The sequence below is a fragment of the Paenibacillus sp. genome (assembly GCF_031177825.1).
Lineage (GTDB): Bacteria > Bacillota > Bacilli > Paenibacillales > YIM-B00363 > Paenibacillus_AE.
In genome coordinates this window covers 1-15,275 of sequence record NZ_JAPSKE010000045.1, presented here as the reverse complement: position 1 = coordinate 15,275, position 15,275 = coordinate 1, and the positions used below count along the sequence as shown (strand labels likewise).

At 56.6% G+C, this 15,275-nt stretch carries 19 protein-coding genes; 8 read left to right on the top strand and 11 right to left on the bottom strand.

The genetic code is table 11. The annotated features are described in order from the left end of the window. Positions 1-11: 11 nt before the first annotated feature. A complete protein-coding gene (locus tag RIN49_RS27665; RefSeq protein WP_309123338.1) occupies positions 12-1,124 on the bottom strand; it encodes a stage II sporulation protein P in 1,113 nt (370 codons plus the stop codon). A 156-nt stretch (positions 1,125-1,280) separates the two neighbouring features. Further along, positions 1,281-2,282, bottom strand: coding sequence for a GPR endopeptidase (gene gpr, locus RIN49_RS27660; protein ID WP_309123337.1), 1,002 nt, complete (start codon positions 2,280-2,282; stop codon positions 1,281-1,283). 185 nt (positions 2,283-2,467) lie between these two features. On the opposite strand from gpr, the gene rpsT reads away from it, so the two are divergent. Beyond that, entirely contained in the window at positions 2,468-2,740 is a 273-nt protein-coding gene (gene rpsT / locus RIN49_RS27655) for a 30S ribosomal protein S20 (RefSeq protein WP_138193053.1), read from the top strand. A gap of 55 nt (positions 2,741-2,795) precedes the next feature. Here the strand turns inward: rpsT and holA are convergent, their stop codons facing one another. The 3 genes from holA to RIN49_RS27640 all read right to left on the bottom strand — a co-directional run bounded on the left by holA (position 2,796) and on the right by RIN49_RS27640 (position 5,796). Beyond that, positions 2,796-3,845, bottom strand: coding sequence for a DNA polymerase III subunit delta (holA, locus tag RIN49_RS27650; protein ID WP_309123336.1), 1,050 nt, complete (start codon positions 3,843-3,845; stop codon positions 2,796-2,798). A gap of 269 nt (positions 3,846-4,114) precedes the next feature. After that, on the bottom strand, positions 4,115-5,233 hold the full coding sequence (locus RIN49_RS27645; protein ID WP_309123353.1) for an anti-sigma factor family protein: 1,119 nt from the start codon (positions 5,231-5,233) through the stop codon (positions 4,115-4,117). A 14-nt stretch (positions 5,234-5,247) separates the two neighbouring features. After that, on the bottom strand, positions 5,248-5,796 hold the full coding sequence (locus tag RIN49_RS27640) for an RNA polymerase sigma factor (protein WP_309123335.1): 549 nt from the start codon (positions 5,794-5,796) through the stop codon (positions 5,248-5,250). Positions 5,797-6,058: 262 nt separating this feature from the next. Between RIN49_RS27640 and RIN49_RS27635 the strand changes: the two genes are divergently transcribed. The 5 genes from RIN49_RS27635 (at position 6,059) to RIN49_RS27615 (ending at position 10,284) form a co-directional block, all read left to right on the top strand. Next, positions 6,059-7,615, top strand: coding sequence for a spore germination protein (locus tag RIN49_RS27635; protein ID WP_309123334.1), 1,557 nt, complete (start codon positions 6,059-6,061; stop codon positions 7,613-7,615). Next, positions 7,612-8,790: a Ger(x)C family spore germination protein gene (locus RIN49_RS27630; RefSeq protein WP_309123333.1), complete on the top strand. Its 1,179-nt coding sequence runs from the start codon at positions 7,612-7,614 to the stop codon at positions 8,788-8,790. The genes RIN49_RS27635 and RIN49_RS27630 overlap by 4 nt, the downstream gene beginning before the upstream one ends. Continuing rightward, positions 8,787-8,984, top strand: a complete 198-nt coding sequence (locus tag RIN49_RS27625; protein ID WP_309123332.1) for a hypothetical protein — start codon at positions 8,787-8,789, stop codon at positions 8,982-8,984. Before RIN49_RS27630 ends, RIN49_RS27625 begins: the two co-directional genes overlap by 4 nt. Positions 8,985-8,995: 11 nt before the next feature. Further along, positions 8,996-10,066, top strand: a complete 1,071-nt coding sequence (locus RIN49_RS27620) for a GerAB/ArcD/ProY family transporter (protein ID WP_309123331.1) — start codon at positions 8,996-8,998, stop codon at positions 10,064-10,066. Positions 10,067-10,146: 80 nt separating this feature from the next. Beyond that, entirely contained in the window at positions 10,147-10,284 is a 138-nt protein-coding gene (locus RIN49_RS27615) for a DUF6254 family protein (protein ID WP_309123330.1), read from the top strand. Positions 10,285-10,526: 242 nt separating this feature from the next. Here the strand turns inward: RIN49_RS27615 and RIN49_RS27610 are convergent, their stop codons facing one another. The 3 genes from RIN49_RS27610 to RIN49_RS27600 form a co-directional block, all read right to left on the bottom strand. Next, complete coding sequence (locus tag RIN49_RS27610) at positions 10,527-10,970, bottom strand: cell wall hydrolase (protein ID WP_309123329.1); 444 nt, start codon at positions 10,968-10,970, stop codon at positions 10,527-10,529. A 100-nt stretch (positions 10,971-11,070) separates the two neighbouring features. Next, a complete protein-coding gene (csaA, locus tag RIN49_RS27605) occupies positions 11,071-11,400 on the bottom strand; it encodes a chaperone CsaA (protein ID WP_309123352.1) in 330 nt (109 codons plus the stop codon). Positions 11,401-11,429: 29 nt separating this feature from the next. Further along, positions 11,430-11,834 (bottom strand): MerR family transcriptional regulator, encoded by a 405-nt coding sequence (locus RIN49_RS27600; RefSeq protein ID WP_309123328.1) that lies wholly within the window; start codon positions 11,832-11,834, stop codon positions 11,430-11,432. Positions 11,835-11,946: 112 nt separating this feature from the next. On the opposite strand from RIN49_RS27600, the gene RIN49_RS27595 reads away from it, so the two are divergent. Continuing rightward, entirely contained in the window at positions 11,947-12,711 is a 765-nt protein-coding gene (locus RIN49_RS27595) for an SDR family oxidoreductase (protein WP_309123327.1), read from the top strand. Positions 12,712-12,768: 57 nt separating this feature from the next. On the opposite strand, the gene RIN49_RS27590 is transcribed toward RIN49_RS27595, so the two are convergent. Both RIN49_RS27590 and RIN49_RS27585 read right to left on the bottom strand, forming a co-directional pair. After that, a complete protein-coding gene (locus RIN49_RS27590; protein WP_309123326.1) occupies positions 12,769-13,239 on the bottom strand; it encodes a hypothetical protein in 471 nt (156 codons plus the stop codon). Positions 13,240-13,350: 111 nt separating this feature from the next. Next, the gene (locus RIN49_RS27585) at positions 13,351-14,079 is read right to left on the bottom strand and encodes a CAP domain-containing protein (RefSeq protein ID WP_309123325.1); all 729 of its coding nucleotides are present in this window, start codon (positions 14,077-14,079) and stop codon (positions 13,351-13,353) included. 839 nt (positions 14,080-14,918) lie between these two features. Here RIN49_RS27585 and RIN49_RS27580 point away from each other — a divergent pair. Further along, complete coding sequence (locus RIN49_RS27580; protein WP_309123324.1) at positions 14,919-15,131, top strand: hypothetical protein; 213 nt, start codon at positions 14,919-14,921, stop codon at positions 15,129-15,131. Positions 15,132-15,177: 46 nt separating this feature from the next. Here the strand turns inward: RIN49_RS27580 and RIN49_RS27575 are convergent. Next, positions 15,178-15,275 (bottom strand): IS3 family transposase (locus tag RIN49_RS27575; protein ID WP_309123351.1); only part of this gene is annotated, 98 nt, incomplete at its 5' end.

The window sequence follows — 15,275 nt, the reverse complement described above, 5'->3', positions numbered from 1 at the left end:
TCGCCCCTTTCTTACATTTTCTCCGGATGATCGCCGGCCGCGCCGGCGTCGACCTTCACCGCGTCCTTCGTCAATTCCGCGATGACCGAGGCGAGCGCGTCGACCGTGCGGTTGCTCTCTTCTAAAGTATTGTCTACGCCGCCGATTTCGATAAGCACGCTCCCCTTGGACAGCGACTGGTTGTATTCGCCGTGCCCGTGCCTCGTCCCTTTCGTGAGAATGCCCTTCGATATGCCGGGCAGCTTCTTTTCCATTTTCTCGTGTATCCGTTTCGCCAGCGCCTCGTTCTCTTTCCAGTCCGGGTTGCCTTGCCCGACGATGAAGTACATCTTCGCGTACGCCTTGCCGTCGATCTCGATGGTCGTCTGCTTCCGCCTCGAAGAGTCGCGGTGTATGTCCAGCAGATAGACAAGATCGTCGTGGACCGCCAGCGCTTCCTTCACCGTCGTCTTCGAGTATTTGTACGAGTAGTTATAATTGAAGTTTTTCACGGCCGTATTGTAGTCGGTCCCCGAGTGCACCGCGCCGACGCCGAGCTCCTCGAGCTTCTTCTGCAGCCGCGCGCCGAGCATCGAGACGTTGACGTCGGCGTCGAACGCTTCGTTCGGCTGGTCCTTGCTCGTCCCCTTCAGCTCGGGCAACCACGATTCCCGGTTATGCGAATGGTAGATGAAGGCAAGCTTGCGATCCGTCGCGGGCTTCGCGGCCGCAGACGTTGACGTCTCCGAGGCGGGCTTGTCCGCGGACGGAGAGGCAAGCGCGCCGGCCGTAGCGGCTTCGCTGTCGCCTGCGACCGCCGCGTGTTCTGCGTCGGGCGCCGCCTCGGCTGCGGACGGCGTCGCCGGACCGCCGACAGCCTCCGTATCCGTCGGGTCGCCCGAGCTCGTCCCTTCCGTCGACGCAGCGCCTTTCCGCGATTCTAGCAGCGTCTCTCCCAGACCGAGCTCCGCGCCGGGAATTTCCATATACATTCTAGTAAGCACGGATCCCGAGACGAAGGCGGCCGCGTTGCCAAGCGACTGCAGCGGCGCGACTTCCGCGTGTCCGCGGATCAGCCCCGCCGCCCCGAGGACGACGCAAGCCGTCACCATTCCCGTCGCGATGCGCATACCCAATCGTTCCATAATCCGGTTCCTCCTCTGCCGCGCCTCTTCCGCCGACGCGGTCTCTCAATCTTCTTCGTATTTCTACTCTATGTGGCGATTGAGAGAATAGAACCGGATTTATAGACGCGGGGAAGAAGCCCGAGAACGACGCTCCCGGGCTTCCTTTACTCGCCTCTAATGCGTGTACGCCGATACGTTGTCGTTGTCCACGGCTTCGTGCAGCGCGGCGTTCAGCCCGCTCGCGATAATGTTGGCGATGTCTTCGATGAATTGATCGATTTCCTTCGGCGTGACGAGGAGGTCGTGACCGAGCGGGTCGAGCACCTCGCGCACCATGCCCAGTCGATCCTGCTCCGTCATGTTCGGCAGCATCCCTAGAATCGCGTTCGTATTGTTCGTCTGCTTGCCGAAGTTTTGCGCGAGCAGCTCGATCGTCGAATTGACGATCGTCGACGCATAGACGACCGTCGGCACGCCGATCGCGATGACCGGAACGCCGAGCGTCTCCTGCGTAATGCCCTTCCGCTTGTTGCCGATGCCCGAGCCCGGGTGGATGCCGGTGTCCGCGATCTGAATCGTCGTGTTCACCCGCTCCAGCGCTTTAGACGCCAAAGCGTCCACCGCGATGACGACGTCGGGCTTCGATTTATCCACGATGCCCTGTACGATCTCGCTCGTCTCGATGCCGGTTATGCCGAGCACACCGGGCGCGACGGCGCTCACCTGGCGATAGCCGGGGGCCACCTGATCCGGCATCAGCTCGAAGTAATGACGCGTCACCATGACGTTCTCCACGACGATCGGTCCGAGGGCGTCGGGCGTTACGTTCCAGTTGCCGAGTCCGACGATGAGCACTTTCGATTCTTTCGTCACGCCGGCTTTCTGCAAGAACGATTCGAAATGCTTCGCGAACAGCGTCGCCACCCGATCCTGCAAATCCGAGTCCTTCTGCCGGAGGCCGGGCACCTCGATCGTCAAATAGTGACCTTGCCGTTTCCCGATCGCTTGCGCGCCTTGTTCGGTCGAAATATCGATTTTCGTAACGAAGACGCCCTCTTCTTCCGTCGATTCCATATCGACGCCCGGAATCGACTGAAGTCCCCCCTGCGAAGCCATCTCTCTCGCCTCGACGGCCAAGTCGGTCCTTACCGAGTAGGCGCTTAAATCCAAACCCATCGCAGTATTCGCTCCTTTCCCTATGTATGCTGAACGTAGTTTGCCGCCCGGGGGAATCGGTTATGCACAGGCGGTTTAAGAGTCGATGTTGGAAAAGAGTTGATTTTTCCGTAAACCCAAGCTATAATATGAAAAGTTGACTTTGGAACACCCTGCCCGGTTGTCGATCAAGGAGGTGAAACGGCATGCCTAATATTAAATCCGCAGAAAAGCGCGTTAAACAAAGCGAGAAGCGTCGCATTCGCAATGCTTCCCAGAAATCCGCGCTGCGTACGGCTGTGAAAGCAGCGGAAGTGGCAACGACGCAGAACGACGTCGAGAAGGCAAAGGACGCCCTCCTGAACGCAACCAAGAAATTGGATAAGGCGGTCACGAAGGGTTTGCTTCATAAGAACGCCGCAGCTCGTAAGAAATCTCGCCTTGCGAAGAAAGTAAACGCGCTGTCCGCCCAAGCCTAATTTCAGACGTACATCGAAAGCCTCCGGCATCCGCCGGAGGCTTTGTTTGTGTTTCCTATCGGGCGCTTGCGGATGCCGCGTTCGCCGCCGCGCCCAAGCGCAAAATAAATAGCTCGAGGCCGAGCGCCTTGTCGATGCCGCCGCTCTTCATCGCGACGTCCAAGTCCGCCAATTCCTTCATCAGCCGTTCGAGCGTCTCGGTGCGGAACCGCTTCGCCTGCTCCCCCGCGATCTTCACCGCGTACGGATGCGCGCCGAGCTGAGAGGCGATCTGCGGACCGGAGAAGCCCTGCTTCGCCAGCTCCTTCGCGCCGAGCATCATCCGGAATTGGCGAGCGATCAGCGAGAGCAGCTTGATCGGTTCTTCCTTCTCTTTCAGGAGATCGTGGAAGATGGTCATCGCCCGCTCGGGCCGGAGCTTGGCGAGCTCTTCGACGAGCAGGAAGACGTTCTGCTCGGACGTCCGCACGGCCAGCGCCTCGACGTGTTCGGACGTAATCTCGTTCCCCTTGCCCACGTACAGGCTCAACTTCTCCATCTCCGACGCGATCGTCGCGCAGCTGCCGCCGACCCGCGCGAGCAGCGCGTCGATCGCGTCGGCTTCGATCTTGACGCCCCAGCCCGCCGCCTTCTTGGCGACCCATTGCGGCAGCTCCGCAGGCCCGAGCGGTGCGAACGGCAGTACGACGGCCGCGCTTTTCATCGTCTTCACGATCTTCTTTCGCTCGTCCAGCTTGTCCGACGGCACCGTCAGAACGAGCACCGCATGATCCGCCGGAGCGGCCGCGTACGATTGCAGCGCGTCGACGTTATGCTCCGCCCGCGACGGGTCGCGCCCGCCGGTTAAGAAATACGCCCCCGAGGCGATGACGATCTTGCGCGGCGACAAGAACGGAATCGTCTCCGCGTCCTCGATCGCCGTCTCGAGCGGCGTCTCGCCGAGATCGTATTTGCTGAGCGCGAAATCTTTCGTATCCGGCTCGAGCGCGGTCGAGACCAACAGGTCGATCCACTCCCCCATCACGTACGATTCCGATCCGTGCAATATGTAGATCGGCCGGACGGTCCCCTGCGACCATTCCCGCGCGGCTTGCTTGTAATCCATATGCTTGTCGTTCCCCCGTCGTTCCCCGCTCCGTCCCTTGCGTCAGCCGGTTGTTCATGTTCGTTACCAATAGTAAAACAACAAAGGGATCGCGTCAAAGCCTTTTCGCTTCGAACGCGATCCCTTCGTCCCCATCACATCTATATAAACACCGGGAGGAAGGCCTAGGACCCTTCGTCCCTGTGGATATATCGGCGCTGGGACCTTCTTTCGAGTTAGTATACTATACGCGCGGGCCGCTCGAAGTGTGCAGCGGGTTGCGTCTTGGATTATTCGATTTCCGTCTCGGTCGCGGAAGCCGCGTCGATCCGGAACGTTCGCGCGACGCCTTCGGTCGTAGCGGTGTACGTCAACGTTGCGCCGTCCCAGCCGATCAGCTCCACCGCCGTCTCCGCCGCCCACGCATAAGAGGAAGCGTAGTCCGCGTCGCCTTCCAACTCGTTGACGACGACGACTTGCGTGCCGTCCTCCTTAAGCTCCACGGCGGCCGCGAACGTCCCGTCCTCGGAGAGCAGCCCCGGAACGGAGCCCTTCCCTCTCGCTCCGTCTTCGAATGCCTGATCTCTCGCGATGCCGTAGGTCGGTTCTTCCTCGGCAGGCGGCATCTCGGCGGCTTCCTTCGGCGCTTCGCTTTCCGGCGCGGCGCCCTCTTCGGCGGGGCCTTCGAAGCCCATGACGCCGACGCCTTCGGCGCCGTCCGTCCCGCCGCCGGCCGCTGCCGGCTGCGGCTCGCGGGACGGCGATGGAGGCGGCGCGGCCGGCGTCTCCCCGCTGCCCGCGGCCGTGTCGTCGCCGTCCTTAGGCGCCTTGCTCGGCTCCGGCGTCGACGAGACGGAAGCGTTCGGATCCGCCGCGTTATCCATCGACGGGGACGCATCCGCAGCGGGCGCTTCGGCCTCGGACGCGCTTCGCTTCGTAGCGGCGCCGTCCGCCACGGCTTCCTCCAACGGCGCTTCCATCGACATCATCATATCCGCGGACGCGCCGCCGGAGGCAGCCGACTCTTGCGCCTGGTTCGCGCTCTTCTCGAACGAACCCGTCATGCCGTTCACGACGAGCACGCCGAGCACCGCCGCCGCCGCGGCCAAGCCGCCGTACCGGGCGAACGCGCCTCGAGCGTACCACGGACGTACCGCGGCGCCCCGCGGCGCGGCTTCCCGGGCCGACATCGATTCGCTCGCCGCGTCGATCTGCGCGAGTCGCGGCATAATGGCATCTACAAGACTATATGCCGGAGTCACCTTCGGCAGGCTTGCCAGATCCTGATCGATCCGCTCCAGGCGCTCCATCATATCGGTGCACTCCGGGCAAGCGTCGAGGTGCTCCGACAGTTGCTTCTGTTCTTCGTAATTCAAATCACCGTCCAGGTGTCTTTGCATAAGTTCCATCACCTCTTCGCAAGTCATCTCCGTACACCACCTTTCTGATACTCCTTCAGGAGCGTTTGTAACTGTCGTCTGGCTCGGAACAAATACGATTTCACCGTGTTGAGGGGCAAGCCCAGCGAATCCGCGATTTCGGTGTAAGAGAAATCCTGCAAATACCGAAGCACGACGACCGTCCGGTGGTGTTCGGGAAGTTGATTGATCGCTTCCCGGATATCTTTCGCCGCATAGGAAGCCATCACTTCCTCTTCGACGTTATTGTCCGTCGGGAACACCATCTCATGCTCTTCGATCGAAACCGACGCTTTGGCGCGCCGGAACTTATCGATGCAAATATTCGTAACGATCCGTTGCACCCAGGTTTTGAACTGAGCTTTCTCCTCGTAGGAATCTATCTTGGTATATATCCGGATGAGCGCTTCTTGCGCCGCATCCATGGCATCTTGTTCGTTATTCAAGATGTAATATGCCGTTCGGTAAACATGCGTCTCAATCTCGCGCAACAGCGCGATCAGGGCGTCGCGATCGCCCGATTGAGCGGCTCTGATCAGATTGTGCTCCACCAAGATGGGCTCCCCCTTTCTTGCATCTTTACAGACGCGCCTTGCGAAATATATGTTGCAGGATGATATAGGAAGTTCGGAAAGAAAATACGTCCCGCATAGCTTCGATTCTACTCTATTTCGCGAGTAAACGAAAAGAGCAACGAATATATTGCTATGCAAGGGAACGACCAACCATCGCCGCGGTGCATAAAGAAAGCCCTTCAATGACAAACTTTGGTTATCGATCAGACGGAAGGAACCAGCTCACGTGGGAAGAGACGGGATGTCCAACAACATAGGCGCGGCTTCGTCGAATGACGGACCGGAGTCGACGAAGCTCGCCTTCGAGCTGGATCGCAACGTACTTGCGTTGAAAGACGTCTTCGTCGACTGCGCCGACGTCAACTTTCGGCCGGTAACCGCAGCGAACGGAACGAGAGCTTGCCTCGTCTACATCGCCGGGGTAGTGGATACGAAAGAATTGAGCGATAATGCGCTGCGCCCGTTCGTCGAGGCGTTCGCCGCCGCTCCCGAAGCCGGCGATTCCCTGGCGAAACAGCTGAGCGAAAGTCTGCTTTCCGTGCCGTCCTCGGCGTCGACGCCTCTGCTGTCCGACGTCGTCCGCGAACTTACGGAAGGCGGCGCAGCGCTTCTGCTGGACCGGTGCGGCGAAGCGGTCGTGCTCCGCGTCAAAGGAGGCATGCGCCGCGCGGTCGAACAATCGACGACGGAAGTGAACATTCGCGGGCCGAAAGAAGCTTTCACGGAAGACGTCCATACGAATACCGCCCTTCTCCGCTTCAAGCTGAAAACCCCGCAGCTCAAAATCGCGGCCACAACTGTCGGAGAACAAACGCAAACCACCGTATACGTCTCTTATTTGCACGGCGTCGCCGATCCGAAGGTCGTTCAAGACGTGCAAGAGCGCATCCGCGCCATTCGGATCGACGGCGTCTTGGAAAGCGGGTACATCGAAGAATGCATCGAAGAGCACCCCTACTCCCCATTTCCGCAGCTGCAGTACACGGAACGGCCGGACACGGCCGCAGCGATGCTGCTCGAAGGTCGCGTCGTCATTTTGGTCGACGGCACGCCGTCTGTGCTGACGGGGCCGATCACGTTTTGGCAGCTGATGCATTCGAGCGAAGATTACTACGAACGTTATTTTATCGGGAACTTGTTGCGGTGGCTTCGTTACGCCTTTCTGTTCATTGCCCTATACTTGCCTGCCCTGTACATCGCCGTCACGACGTTCCACCAAGACATGCTTCCGACGAGCTTGATGTTCAGCATCGCCGCGTCGAGGGAGCCGATTCCGTTCCCGGCGTTAATCGAAGCGCTGATTATGGAAGTCGCGTTCGAAGCGTTGCGGGAAGCGGGCATTCGGCTGCCGAAAATTATCGGACAAGCGGTCAGTATCTTAGGCGCCTTGGTCATCGGCCAAGCCGCGGTGCAGGCAGGCATCGTATCCGCCCCCGTCGTCATCGTCGTCTCTCTTACGGGGATCGCCTCGTTTACGATCCCGAAGTTTAATTTCGCGATCACGGTGCGGATGCTTCGATTCCCGCTGATGCTGCTCGCCAGCATATTCGGCGTCTACGGCATCGTCCTGGGTACCGTATGGATCGTAATCCATCTATGCGGCTTGACGTCTTTCGGCGTTCCGTATCTCACCGGGCTAACGCCATTCCGAAGGTCGGATCAAAAAGATATTTTCGTCCGCGCCCCGTGGTGGGCTATGGTACTTCGTCCTTCCTTCGCGTCCCGCAACCGGCGGCGAATGAACGACAAGAAACCTCCGCAGGGCGGAGAATCGAGGGAAGGTGCGACATCCCCATGAAAAGAACGGTCTTCTTGATCGCTTGCCTGCTGTTGCTGCCCGGCTGCTGGGATCGGAAAGAAATCAACGACGTCGCATTCGTCGTCGGCACGGCCATCGATCTGGAGGATGGAGGATATCGCAGCACGATGCAAATTCCGTTGGTCGGTCAAATGGGCGGTCCGCAGGGCGGCGGCGGGGGCACGTCCGGTTCGAAAGCCTGGTACGCGGAGTCCGCCTTCGGCCGGACGGTCCGGGACTCGACCGAGGCGGAGCAGGACCACTTATCGCGGCTCCTCAACTTCTCTCATCGAAGAGTGCTGATCATCGGAGAGGCGTTGGCTCGACAAGGGGTCGTGCCGATGTTCGACCCGATCTTTCGGGTCCCGCAGAACCGGCTGAGCGCGTTCCCGATTATCGCCATGGGCGAAGCGAAAAACGTACTCGTCGCGGACGCCCCGATCGAAAAGACGCCCTCGGAGCTGCTGCGCGAATTGTCCCAAATGGCGACGAACGATCCGATAAACTTGCGGATATTTTTGTATTCGCTGCTGACCGAGGGCATCGACCCGATCGCCCCCGCGGTTCGAAAAATTCCCACCGCCACGAACTTGAAGAAGGAGCAGAAGACGACGATTCAGCTGGCGGGCATCGCCGTATTCAAGCACGACAAATTGGCGACCGTGCTGGAGGACCGCGTCGCGACCGGCCTATTGCTCGCGATGGGTCAAGCCCGAACCCCGATGATCGACGTGCCGTTCCCGGGGAAAGATCGAAGGGCGGCTACCTTCCAAATCATGTGGTCGGATTCGAAAATTCGCCCCGCGCTGCGAAACGGACGAATCGAAGTGAACATCTCGTTGACCGCAACGGCGGCCCTTGCCGAAAATGTATCCGATTACGATCCGACGGATTATCGCCGTCGCGCCGCCTTGGAGCGCGAGGCGGAACGGCGGATCGCTCAACTGATCGAAGAAGCCGTCGCCGCCTGCCAAGAGCATAGAGCGGACGCGTTAGGCTTCGGGGACGCGGTGCACCGCCGTTACCGAGGGTATTGGGCGCGCGTACGGGACCGCTGGGAGGATACCGAATATCCGAACGTCAAAGTCAAGGTCACGCCGAAGGTGCGGCTCGTGCATGACGGCGCGTTGATTCGGTCGCTCGACCTGAAATTGAAGGAGCTGGATCCGTCATGAGCGATTTCGCGCCCATCCTCGTCCTAATCGCCCTTGCTCTGGTCTGGGAGTGGCAGGGCTACCGTTCCGCTTCTCCGGCGAATCGATGGTTCGCCGCCGCGCTGTATGCGGCAAGCGCCTTGGTATGGTTCTGGATGGCGAGCCGCCCCGATCTCCCGCGGCCCGGGAATTGGATGGACGACATCTTTCGTTAGGGGGTTGCCCGATGCAACAAATATCGAAGCTGCAAGCGAACATGATCGCGGTGTTGTTTATGGTCTCCATCGCGATCAAACACCCCCCCGTTCCGATGATCCTTGCCGCGAGACAGGACGCTTGGATGGGGTATATCGTCGCAGGTATCGCCGTCCTGCTCCCGTTATGGCTGATGGACGCGGTGCAGAGACGGTTCCCGGCCGTTCCGCTGATCGAAGCGATGCTTTCCAGACGGCCTTGGATCGGCAGAGGCGTACTTCTTCTGTATGGATTCGTCTTTTTCTTTACGATCGCGCACGACATCCGATTTCTCGTCAGCTTGGTCAATATTTATTTGCTGCCCTCTACGCCGATGGTCGTCCTCGCGAGCACCGCGGTATTCACGGCGGTTTGGTTTGTGAAGAGCGGCATCGTCGTGATCGCGAGAGCGAGCATCGTCCTCTGCCCCCTGTTCGTGATCTTGGTGTTCCTCCTCCCTGCATTGTTGACGGGCCAAGCTCGATTGGAGTTTCTAAGTCCCGTATTGGAGCGTCCGCTCGGCGTGGCGGAAGCGTCCTTTTACGCCTTCGGCCACTTCGCGGAGCTGATGCTGATGCCTTTGTTGTTCGCGCAGCGGACATTCCGGCTAGCCGATATTTTTCCGGGCATCGCCGTCGGCATCGCCGTCACGACGATCATGATCTTGGGGGAACTGGTGCTGTTCGGTCCCGATCTCTCGACGATGTTCTGGGATCCGCCGTACGAGCTGATCCGACAGCTGCGGCTGACCGATTTCTTGGATCGGCTCGATATGCCGATCGCAGCGGCATGGATTCCCACGGTGCTGCTCAAGATCGGCATAACGCTGTACTTTTTGTGCCAAGTCGCAAGCGTTTTGGTGCCGACCGTGAACGCGAAGTCGGCGGCGGCGCCGATCGGCATCTTCGCGCTCGTCTGCGTGGTTTGGTTTTTCGACTCCGCCGTGCAGCTCGGCGAATCTACGGAAAGCCGCCCGTTCCTGTTCGGTACGTTCGCGTTTGTCGTTCCGCTCGTCCTGTTCGCGCTGCTCTGGCCGAAGCGCTCGGCGCGGGCCGCGCCTTGAATATTTTGCGATCGACCGTATCATCCTATCGGGATGGAAGCGACGCCTTCCAATAACGATCGGAAAGGAGTTCCTTGTCGATGACTAGATCCAAAAAGACAAAAATAAATGAAGTGAGAAGCCGAAAACAAGCTCAAAACCCGCATGGTCCCATCAAATCCCTTGAAGAGCTGTCCAACGAATACGATGAAGAGCATAACGGGTCGAAATCCAAGTAGATGACAAGAAAAGCAGACCGATCTGGCCTTCGGCGGCTTGCGGTCTGCTTTCCAACACGCGTCGTACCTCAACCCGTACGATAAAGTTGGATCAAATCCTTCAACGCCGTCCGAAACACGATTCCTTTGTTCGTTCTTTTTACTATACCATTCAAACTCGTCCAGCCGTCGTAGATACGAACGCGACAAGGAGGTTGTCCGGAAAAACGAAAAAACCCGCTCATAGAAAGCGGGAGGGAGAATTAATAAATATTATATACATTTTCGCATTCTTCGCCGGTCGGCTGATAAAAACAGTGAAGCTTGTATCTTCCTACGTGCGGCTGGTCATACCAGTTGGCCGGACAGGGTTGGGGCGCCGCAGCCGTTCCCGGACGGAAATACCAGAGGGAAAATTTGGCCGGCCAGAACCGTTCCCCGTCCACGACCCGCTGGGCTAACCGCCGTTCTTTCTCTCTAGCCTTTTGATAATACAAGCCATGAAGCAGCGCTTCGAACGCATGCGGCTGATTGATCATCTGCGGGATGGTTCGGATTCCTTTGAAATCGGAGCAATTCGATCGGATACGGTTAATCCCCACATTTCCGACAAGGAGCATCCCCATTTCGCCTTCGCCTTCCGCTTCGGCTCGCAGCAACCTTGCCAACATGTCAATATCCCTGCTTCTGGCTTTTACGACTGCCATCGGCTCACCTCATTTGATTGTTCTAGACACATCATATTGTGGGCGGAGCGGATGTGTTACGATGCTTTTCGGTTTGACTTGCCGGAAGCGAGCGCTCTTTTTAGGCGATGGGCGTACCGTTCTTGACGGGTTCGTCCGGTCTCAACAGCACCACGTCGCCTTCTCCCGGCACACCCCCGATGACCAACACTTCGGATTCGAAACCGGCGATGCGCCTCATCGGGAAATTGACGACCGCAACTACTTGTCGACCGACGAGTCGTTCCGGTTCGTATCTTTTCGTGATTTGCGCGGAAGATCGTTTTATACCGATTTCGCCGAAGTCGATCTCTAATTTTATCGCGGGCTTTCGAGCCTCCGGGAATGGCTCTGCTTTCAATACGGTTCCGATACGAATATCTAGTTTCGAAAAATCCTCCACGGTTGCTATGATTTCCTATTCCTTCCTTTCAGGATGCGCTAAGTACCCTTCGTTGTTTGATCGAGGCTTCCGTACAATTTTTGAGCCAACTCCGGATTTTCATAGACCTCGATTTTCGAATCGATCAGCTCGATATGTTTCTTCAAATCTTCGACCTGCTGTAAAACTTGCTTCCGGTGAGCGACGAGCATCTCTTTCCGTTCCTCGATCGATTGCATGCCCCGCACGCACAATTCCGCATACAGCTTCATTTCCTTGATCGACATCCCTGTATCCTTCAAACAGCAAATCATTGCAACCCAGTTGAGATCCGAGTCGGTGAACACCCGGTTGCCGGATTTGTCCCGCCCGATAAAGGGCATTAACCCTTCTTTATCATAGTAGCGCAGCGTGTGGATGGACAGGTTGAATTGGTTCGCGACCTCTTGAATGGAATAATTCATTTTCATCCTACCCCTTGACCTAGAGTTAACTCGAGCATCTATACTCACTTTAGATCACGGATCACAAGATATCAAGTGGTCGACAATAACAACCAAAAGGAGCCAAAAATCCATGACTACGACTCGAAAGATCGCACTCGTTACCGGCGGCAGCCGAGGGCTCGGCAAAAACTCCGCTATAGCGCTCTCGCGCAAAGGCTTCGACGTCATCATCACCTATCTTACCCGGAAGGATGAGGCGGAAGAAGTCGTCAAAGCAATAGAACGCAATGGCGGGAAGGCCGCGGCGCTGCAGCTGGATGTCGGCGAAGTATCATCCTTCGATTCGTTCGTCTCCCGGCTGTCCGACGTGCTGAACGAGACATGGAATCGAGAGCAATTCGATATTTTAGTCAACAATGCGGGTTTCGGTGTCCACGCTTCTATCGAGGAAACGACGGAAGAACAATTCGACAACCTGTGGAAAGTGCAATTCAAGGGCGTGTTTTTCCTGTCGCAGAAGCTGCTTCCCCGCATTGCCGACAATGGAAGAGTCGTCAACATTTCAACGGGCTTGACTCGATTTGTGATCGAGGGCTTCGGGGCGTATGCGGCAATGAAGGGCGCGATCGAAATTTTGACGAAATACATGGCCCAAGAATGGGGGAAAAGAGGCATTCGCGTCAACGTGGTCGCACCGGGAGCGATCGCTACGGATTTCGGCGGCGGGGCGGTAAGAGACAACCGCGAGATGAGAGATTATATAGGCTCTCATACAGCTTTAGGCAGGGTCGGAGAAGCCGACGATATCGGCGGGGTCGTCGCGTCCTTGTGCTCCGACGAGATGGGCTGGGTGAATGGAATTCGTCTGGAAGCGTCGGGCGGACAGCTTCTCTAATCCGTTATTGGGAATCGATTCCGGTAATGCAAACCGCATTACCGGGTCATTTCGCTTTTAACCGAACGCAATCCCCCTGAACTGCACTATGAAATACAAAACGATCGCCGCGTTCATCCCGAAGATGAATACCGCGCTTATCCGAACCGAGGATATTGTCGAGAACCGACATAACCATAACGATAATCCGATCATGAAAATTCCGTAGCCGACAGGAACGGGATAACTATAAAACGCCTTTTCCGAAATACTGATATCGCCCGGAGGGGCGTCCGCCGCCGTAAAGCGCCCCATTATGATCCATATCTTTAGTACCCAGTAAAATACGAATGAAACGGCCGATACAACGACCGCGTAAGCTGCATGACCGAAGAAACTTCGCAACATCGCTCCCTCCGATCCTGCGATGTCGCCGCTGCACAGACCTGTATCTTCGTCCGGCAAATCCAATGATTTCACGGCCCTCAATAAGCTCATTACCCGTTCGTCTTCTTGAAATAAGCCAACGATTTCATCTTCGTCACTCATGACTGGCTCCCCCGCTGCAGCGTCTCTATATAAAAGACGCCGCCGCTAAGCCGGAAGTTCCGCAATGGAACGAGGCGACCGGGGTCATCGCCGCCGGTCGCCTCGTTCGGGCTACCCGATAAAAACTTGAACCCAGCCGCCGTTATAATAGGCGACTCCGATTTGCGTGAAGCTGCCGTTCAAAATATTAGCGCGATGGCCTTGACTGTTCATCCATGAATTCATTACTTCCGTCGGACTTCTCTGACCTTTCGCAATGTTCTCCGCCGCCGTGTTATAGGAAATCCCATAGGCGTTCATCATATCGAACGGAGAGCCGTACGTCGGAGATTGGTGATCGAAATAATTGTTGTTGATCATATCCTGCGCCTTGTCCATGGCCATCTTCGACAACTCATGATTCATGCTAAGGGACTTTAACCCTGCTTTCCCTCTCTCCTTGTTCACCAGATCCAACACTTGCTGCGGAAATTGAGAAGCGTCCCCTGTCGGCTGCGGATTGATATTCTGAGCCGGAGGTTGCTGCGGAGTTACGGTTTGAACCGGGGGCTGCTGCGGAGCGGCGGTCCGGCCTGGCGCGTTTCTTCCCAATAGATTGTCAAGGTTAAGCCAATCCAACCAATTGGCGTCGTCATTGGCGGTTTGCTGCATCGACATCGATGTCTTCTTCGCAGCTTCCGAAGTAATGGACGATGCTTGCGTTACGTTTGACGCCGCCCCCGCGCCATGCGTTCCGACATTCGTTCGGTCGGAGCCGTTCTGATCGTTTGCCGCCGGCCCGTTCGAGCAACCGGCAGCGAGTAATAACGCAGTGATGAAGATCCATGCTTTCGTTTTCATAACAACCCCACCTGACTTTTGGATTCATTACTCGTTAGGTAAATGGTTTGAAAAAATGGTTTATTTTATTCAGCCGATGTTTCTTGTTTTTTATGTCGTGTACAGAGGGGGGATCATTGCCATTAGCCGCTGCGCGAAGATCATCGGCCCCATTCTCGTCTCCTACGTATTTCTCCAATTGTTCCTCACCCCGCAGGATATGAATATGAAGCGAATCCTTCCGATCTACTCCGACTCCGGTCATACTTGCTGTTCTATTTCGCCGAGAACAAGCGAACCGCCCCCCGCGCGATTCTCTGGGGAACGGCGCTCTCCATGCTATGGGGCGTTTTGGTCCTTCAGTTCGTTACCGGACCTCATCTCGCCTGTTTATACACTCACGAAGTATGTATCCATCCTCAATTTCGTCCAAAATATCGACGCGTTTTTCAACCCTCTGGCTGTTGGGCGCCTTCGGTAAGTTATCGGTATGGCTATTCATCCTGAGTTACGGAATATCCGAGTGGACCGGATTCAAGAACTGGGAGTTCGTCGCATTGCTGGCGACTTTCGCCTGGCTGGTATTCGTGGTCTACGACACGTACAATATCCGCATCTCCTATTCGTTTGAAAATCCGTACGTCATCGGACTTTGTTACCCCTTCGCCTACATTGTCCTCCCATCGATTCTGTGGTTTGCAGGAAGATTACGTAAGCGCGGCGCATCGTCGACTCGCAGTCTAAACAAGAACGAAACGATTCCGCGCAAAGTCCGTTTTCAACTTTCATCTTCTTTTAAGGTACTCGAGGTATGATGAAGATCACCCCGTGTTTAAAGGCGGGACAGGAGGGATATAATCATGTCGATACGAAGAGCTCTCTTAAGCGTTTCCGTCGGGATTCTTGTTGGGGCTGTCGCAATAGGGTTACTTCCCTTTTTAGCTGTTTTAAGTTGGGCAGAACTATCGGGATTGGCGGAAATGGACTCGTCCCCGATTTTCCTCCTCTTTAATAAACTTTACAGGAAAAACAGAGCCGCAAATGGAGTTCGAGAAGAAGGAGAAAGCGAATAAGGAACAAGAGCGTACTATGGAATGTCAACACGAAATTGGACAGTATTTATGAGGGCAACTGCCTAGCTTCAACGGGCGTAAGATAACCAAGCGTACCGTGAATGCGATGATGGTTGAACCAGTGAACGTAATCGTCCAGTTCCA

Excerpts from the sequence above, each read along its gene's own strand:
- RIN49_RS27665 (WP_309123338.1), bottom strand. The coding sequence starts at position 1,124 with ATGGAACGATTGGGTATGCGCATCGCGACGGGAATGGTGACGGCTTGC.
- gpr (WP_309123337.1), bottom strand. The coding sequence starts at position 2,282 with ATGGGTTTGGATTTAAGCGCCTACTCGGTAAGGACCGACTTGGCCGTC.
- rpsT (WP_138193053.1), top strand. The coding sequence starts at position 2,468 with ATGCCTAATATTAAATCCGCAGAAAAGCGCGTTAAACAAAGCGAGAAG.
- holA (WP_309123336.1), bottom strand. The coding sequence starts at position 3,845 with ATGGATTACAAGCAAGCCGCGCGGGAATGGTCGCAGGGGACCGTCCGG.
- RIN49_RS27645 (WP_309123353.1), bottom strand. The coding sequence starts at position 5,233 with ATGGAACTTATGCAAAGACACCTGGACGGTGATTTGAATTACGAAGAA.
- RIN49_RS27635 (WP_309123334.1), top strand. The coding sequence starts at position 6,059 with ATGTCCAACAACATAGGCGCGGCTTCGTCGAATGACGGACCGGAGTCG.
- RIN49_RS27630 (WP_309123333.1), top strand. The coding sequence starts at position 7,612 with ATGAAAAGAACGGTCTTCTTGATCGCTTGCCTGCTGTTGCTGCCCGGC.
- RIN49_RS27625 (WP_309123332.1), top strand. The coding sequence starts at position 8,787 with ATGAGCGATTTCGCGCCCATCCTCGTCCTAATCGCCCTTGCTCTGGTC.
- RIN49_RS27620 (WP_309123331.1), top strand. The coding sequence starts at position 8,996 with ATGCAACAAATATCGAAGCTGCAAGCGAACATGATCGCGGTGTTGTTT.
- RIN49_RS27615 (WP_309123330.1), top strand. The coding sequence starts at position 10,147 with ATGACTAGATCCAAAAAGACAAAAATAAATGAAGTGAGAAGCCGAAAA.
- RIN49_RS27610 (WP_309123329.1), bottom strand. The coding sequence starts at position 10,970 with ATGGCAGTCGTAAAAGCCAGAAGCAGGGATATTGACATGTTGGCAAGG.
- RIN49_RS27600 (WP_309123328.1), bottom strand. The coding sequence starts at position 11,834 with ATGAATTATTCCATTCAAGAGGTCGCGAACCAATTCAACCTGTCCATC.
- RIN49_RS27595 (WP_309123327.1), top strand. The coding sequence starts at position 11,947 with ATGACTACGACTCGAAAGATCGCACTCGTTACCGGCGGCAGCCGAGGG.
- RIN49_RS27590 (WP_309123326.1), bottom strand. The coding sequence starts at position 13,239 with ATGAGTGACGAAGATGAAATCGTTGGCTTATTTCAAGAAGACGAACGG.
- RIN49_RS27585 (WP_309123325.1), bottom strand. The coding sequence starts at position 14,079 with ATGAAAACGAAAGCATGGATCTTCATCACTGCGTTATTACTCGCTGCC.
- RIN49_RS27580 (WP_309123324.1), top strand. The coding sequence starts at position 14,919 with ATGTCGATACGAAGAGCTCTCTTAAGCGTTTCCGTCGGGATTCTTGTT.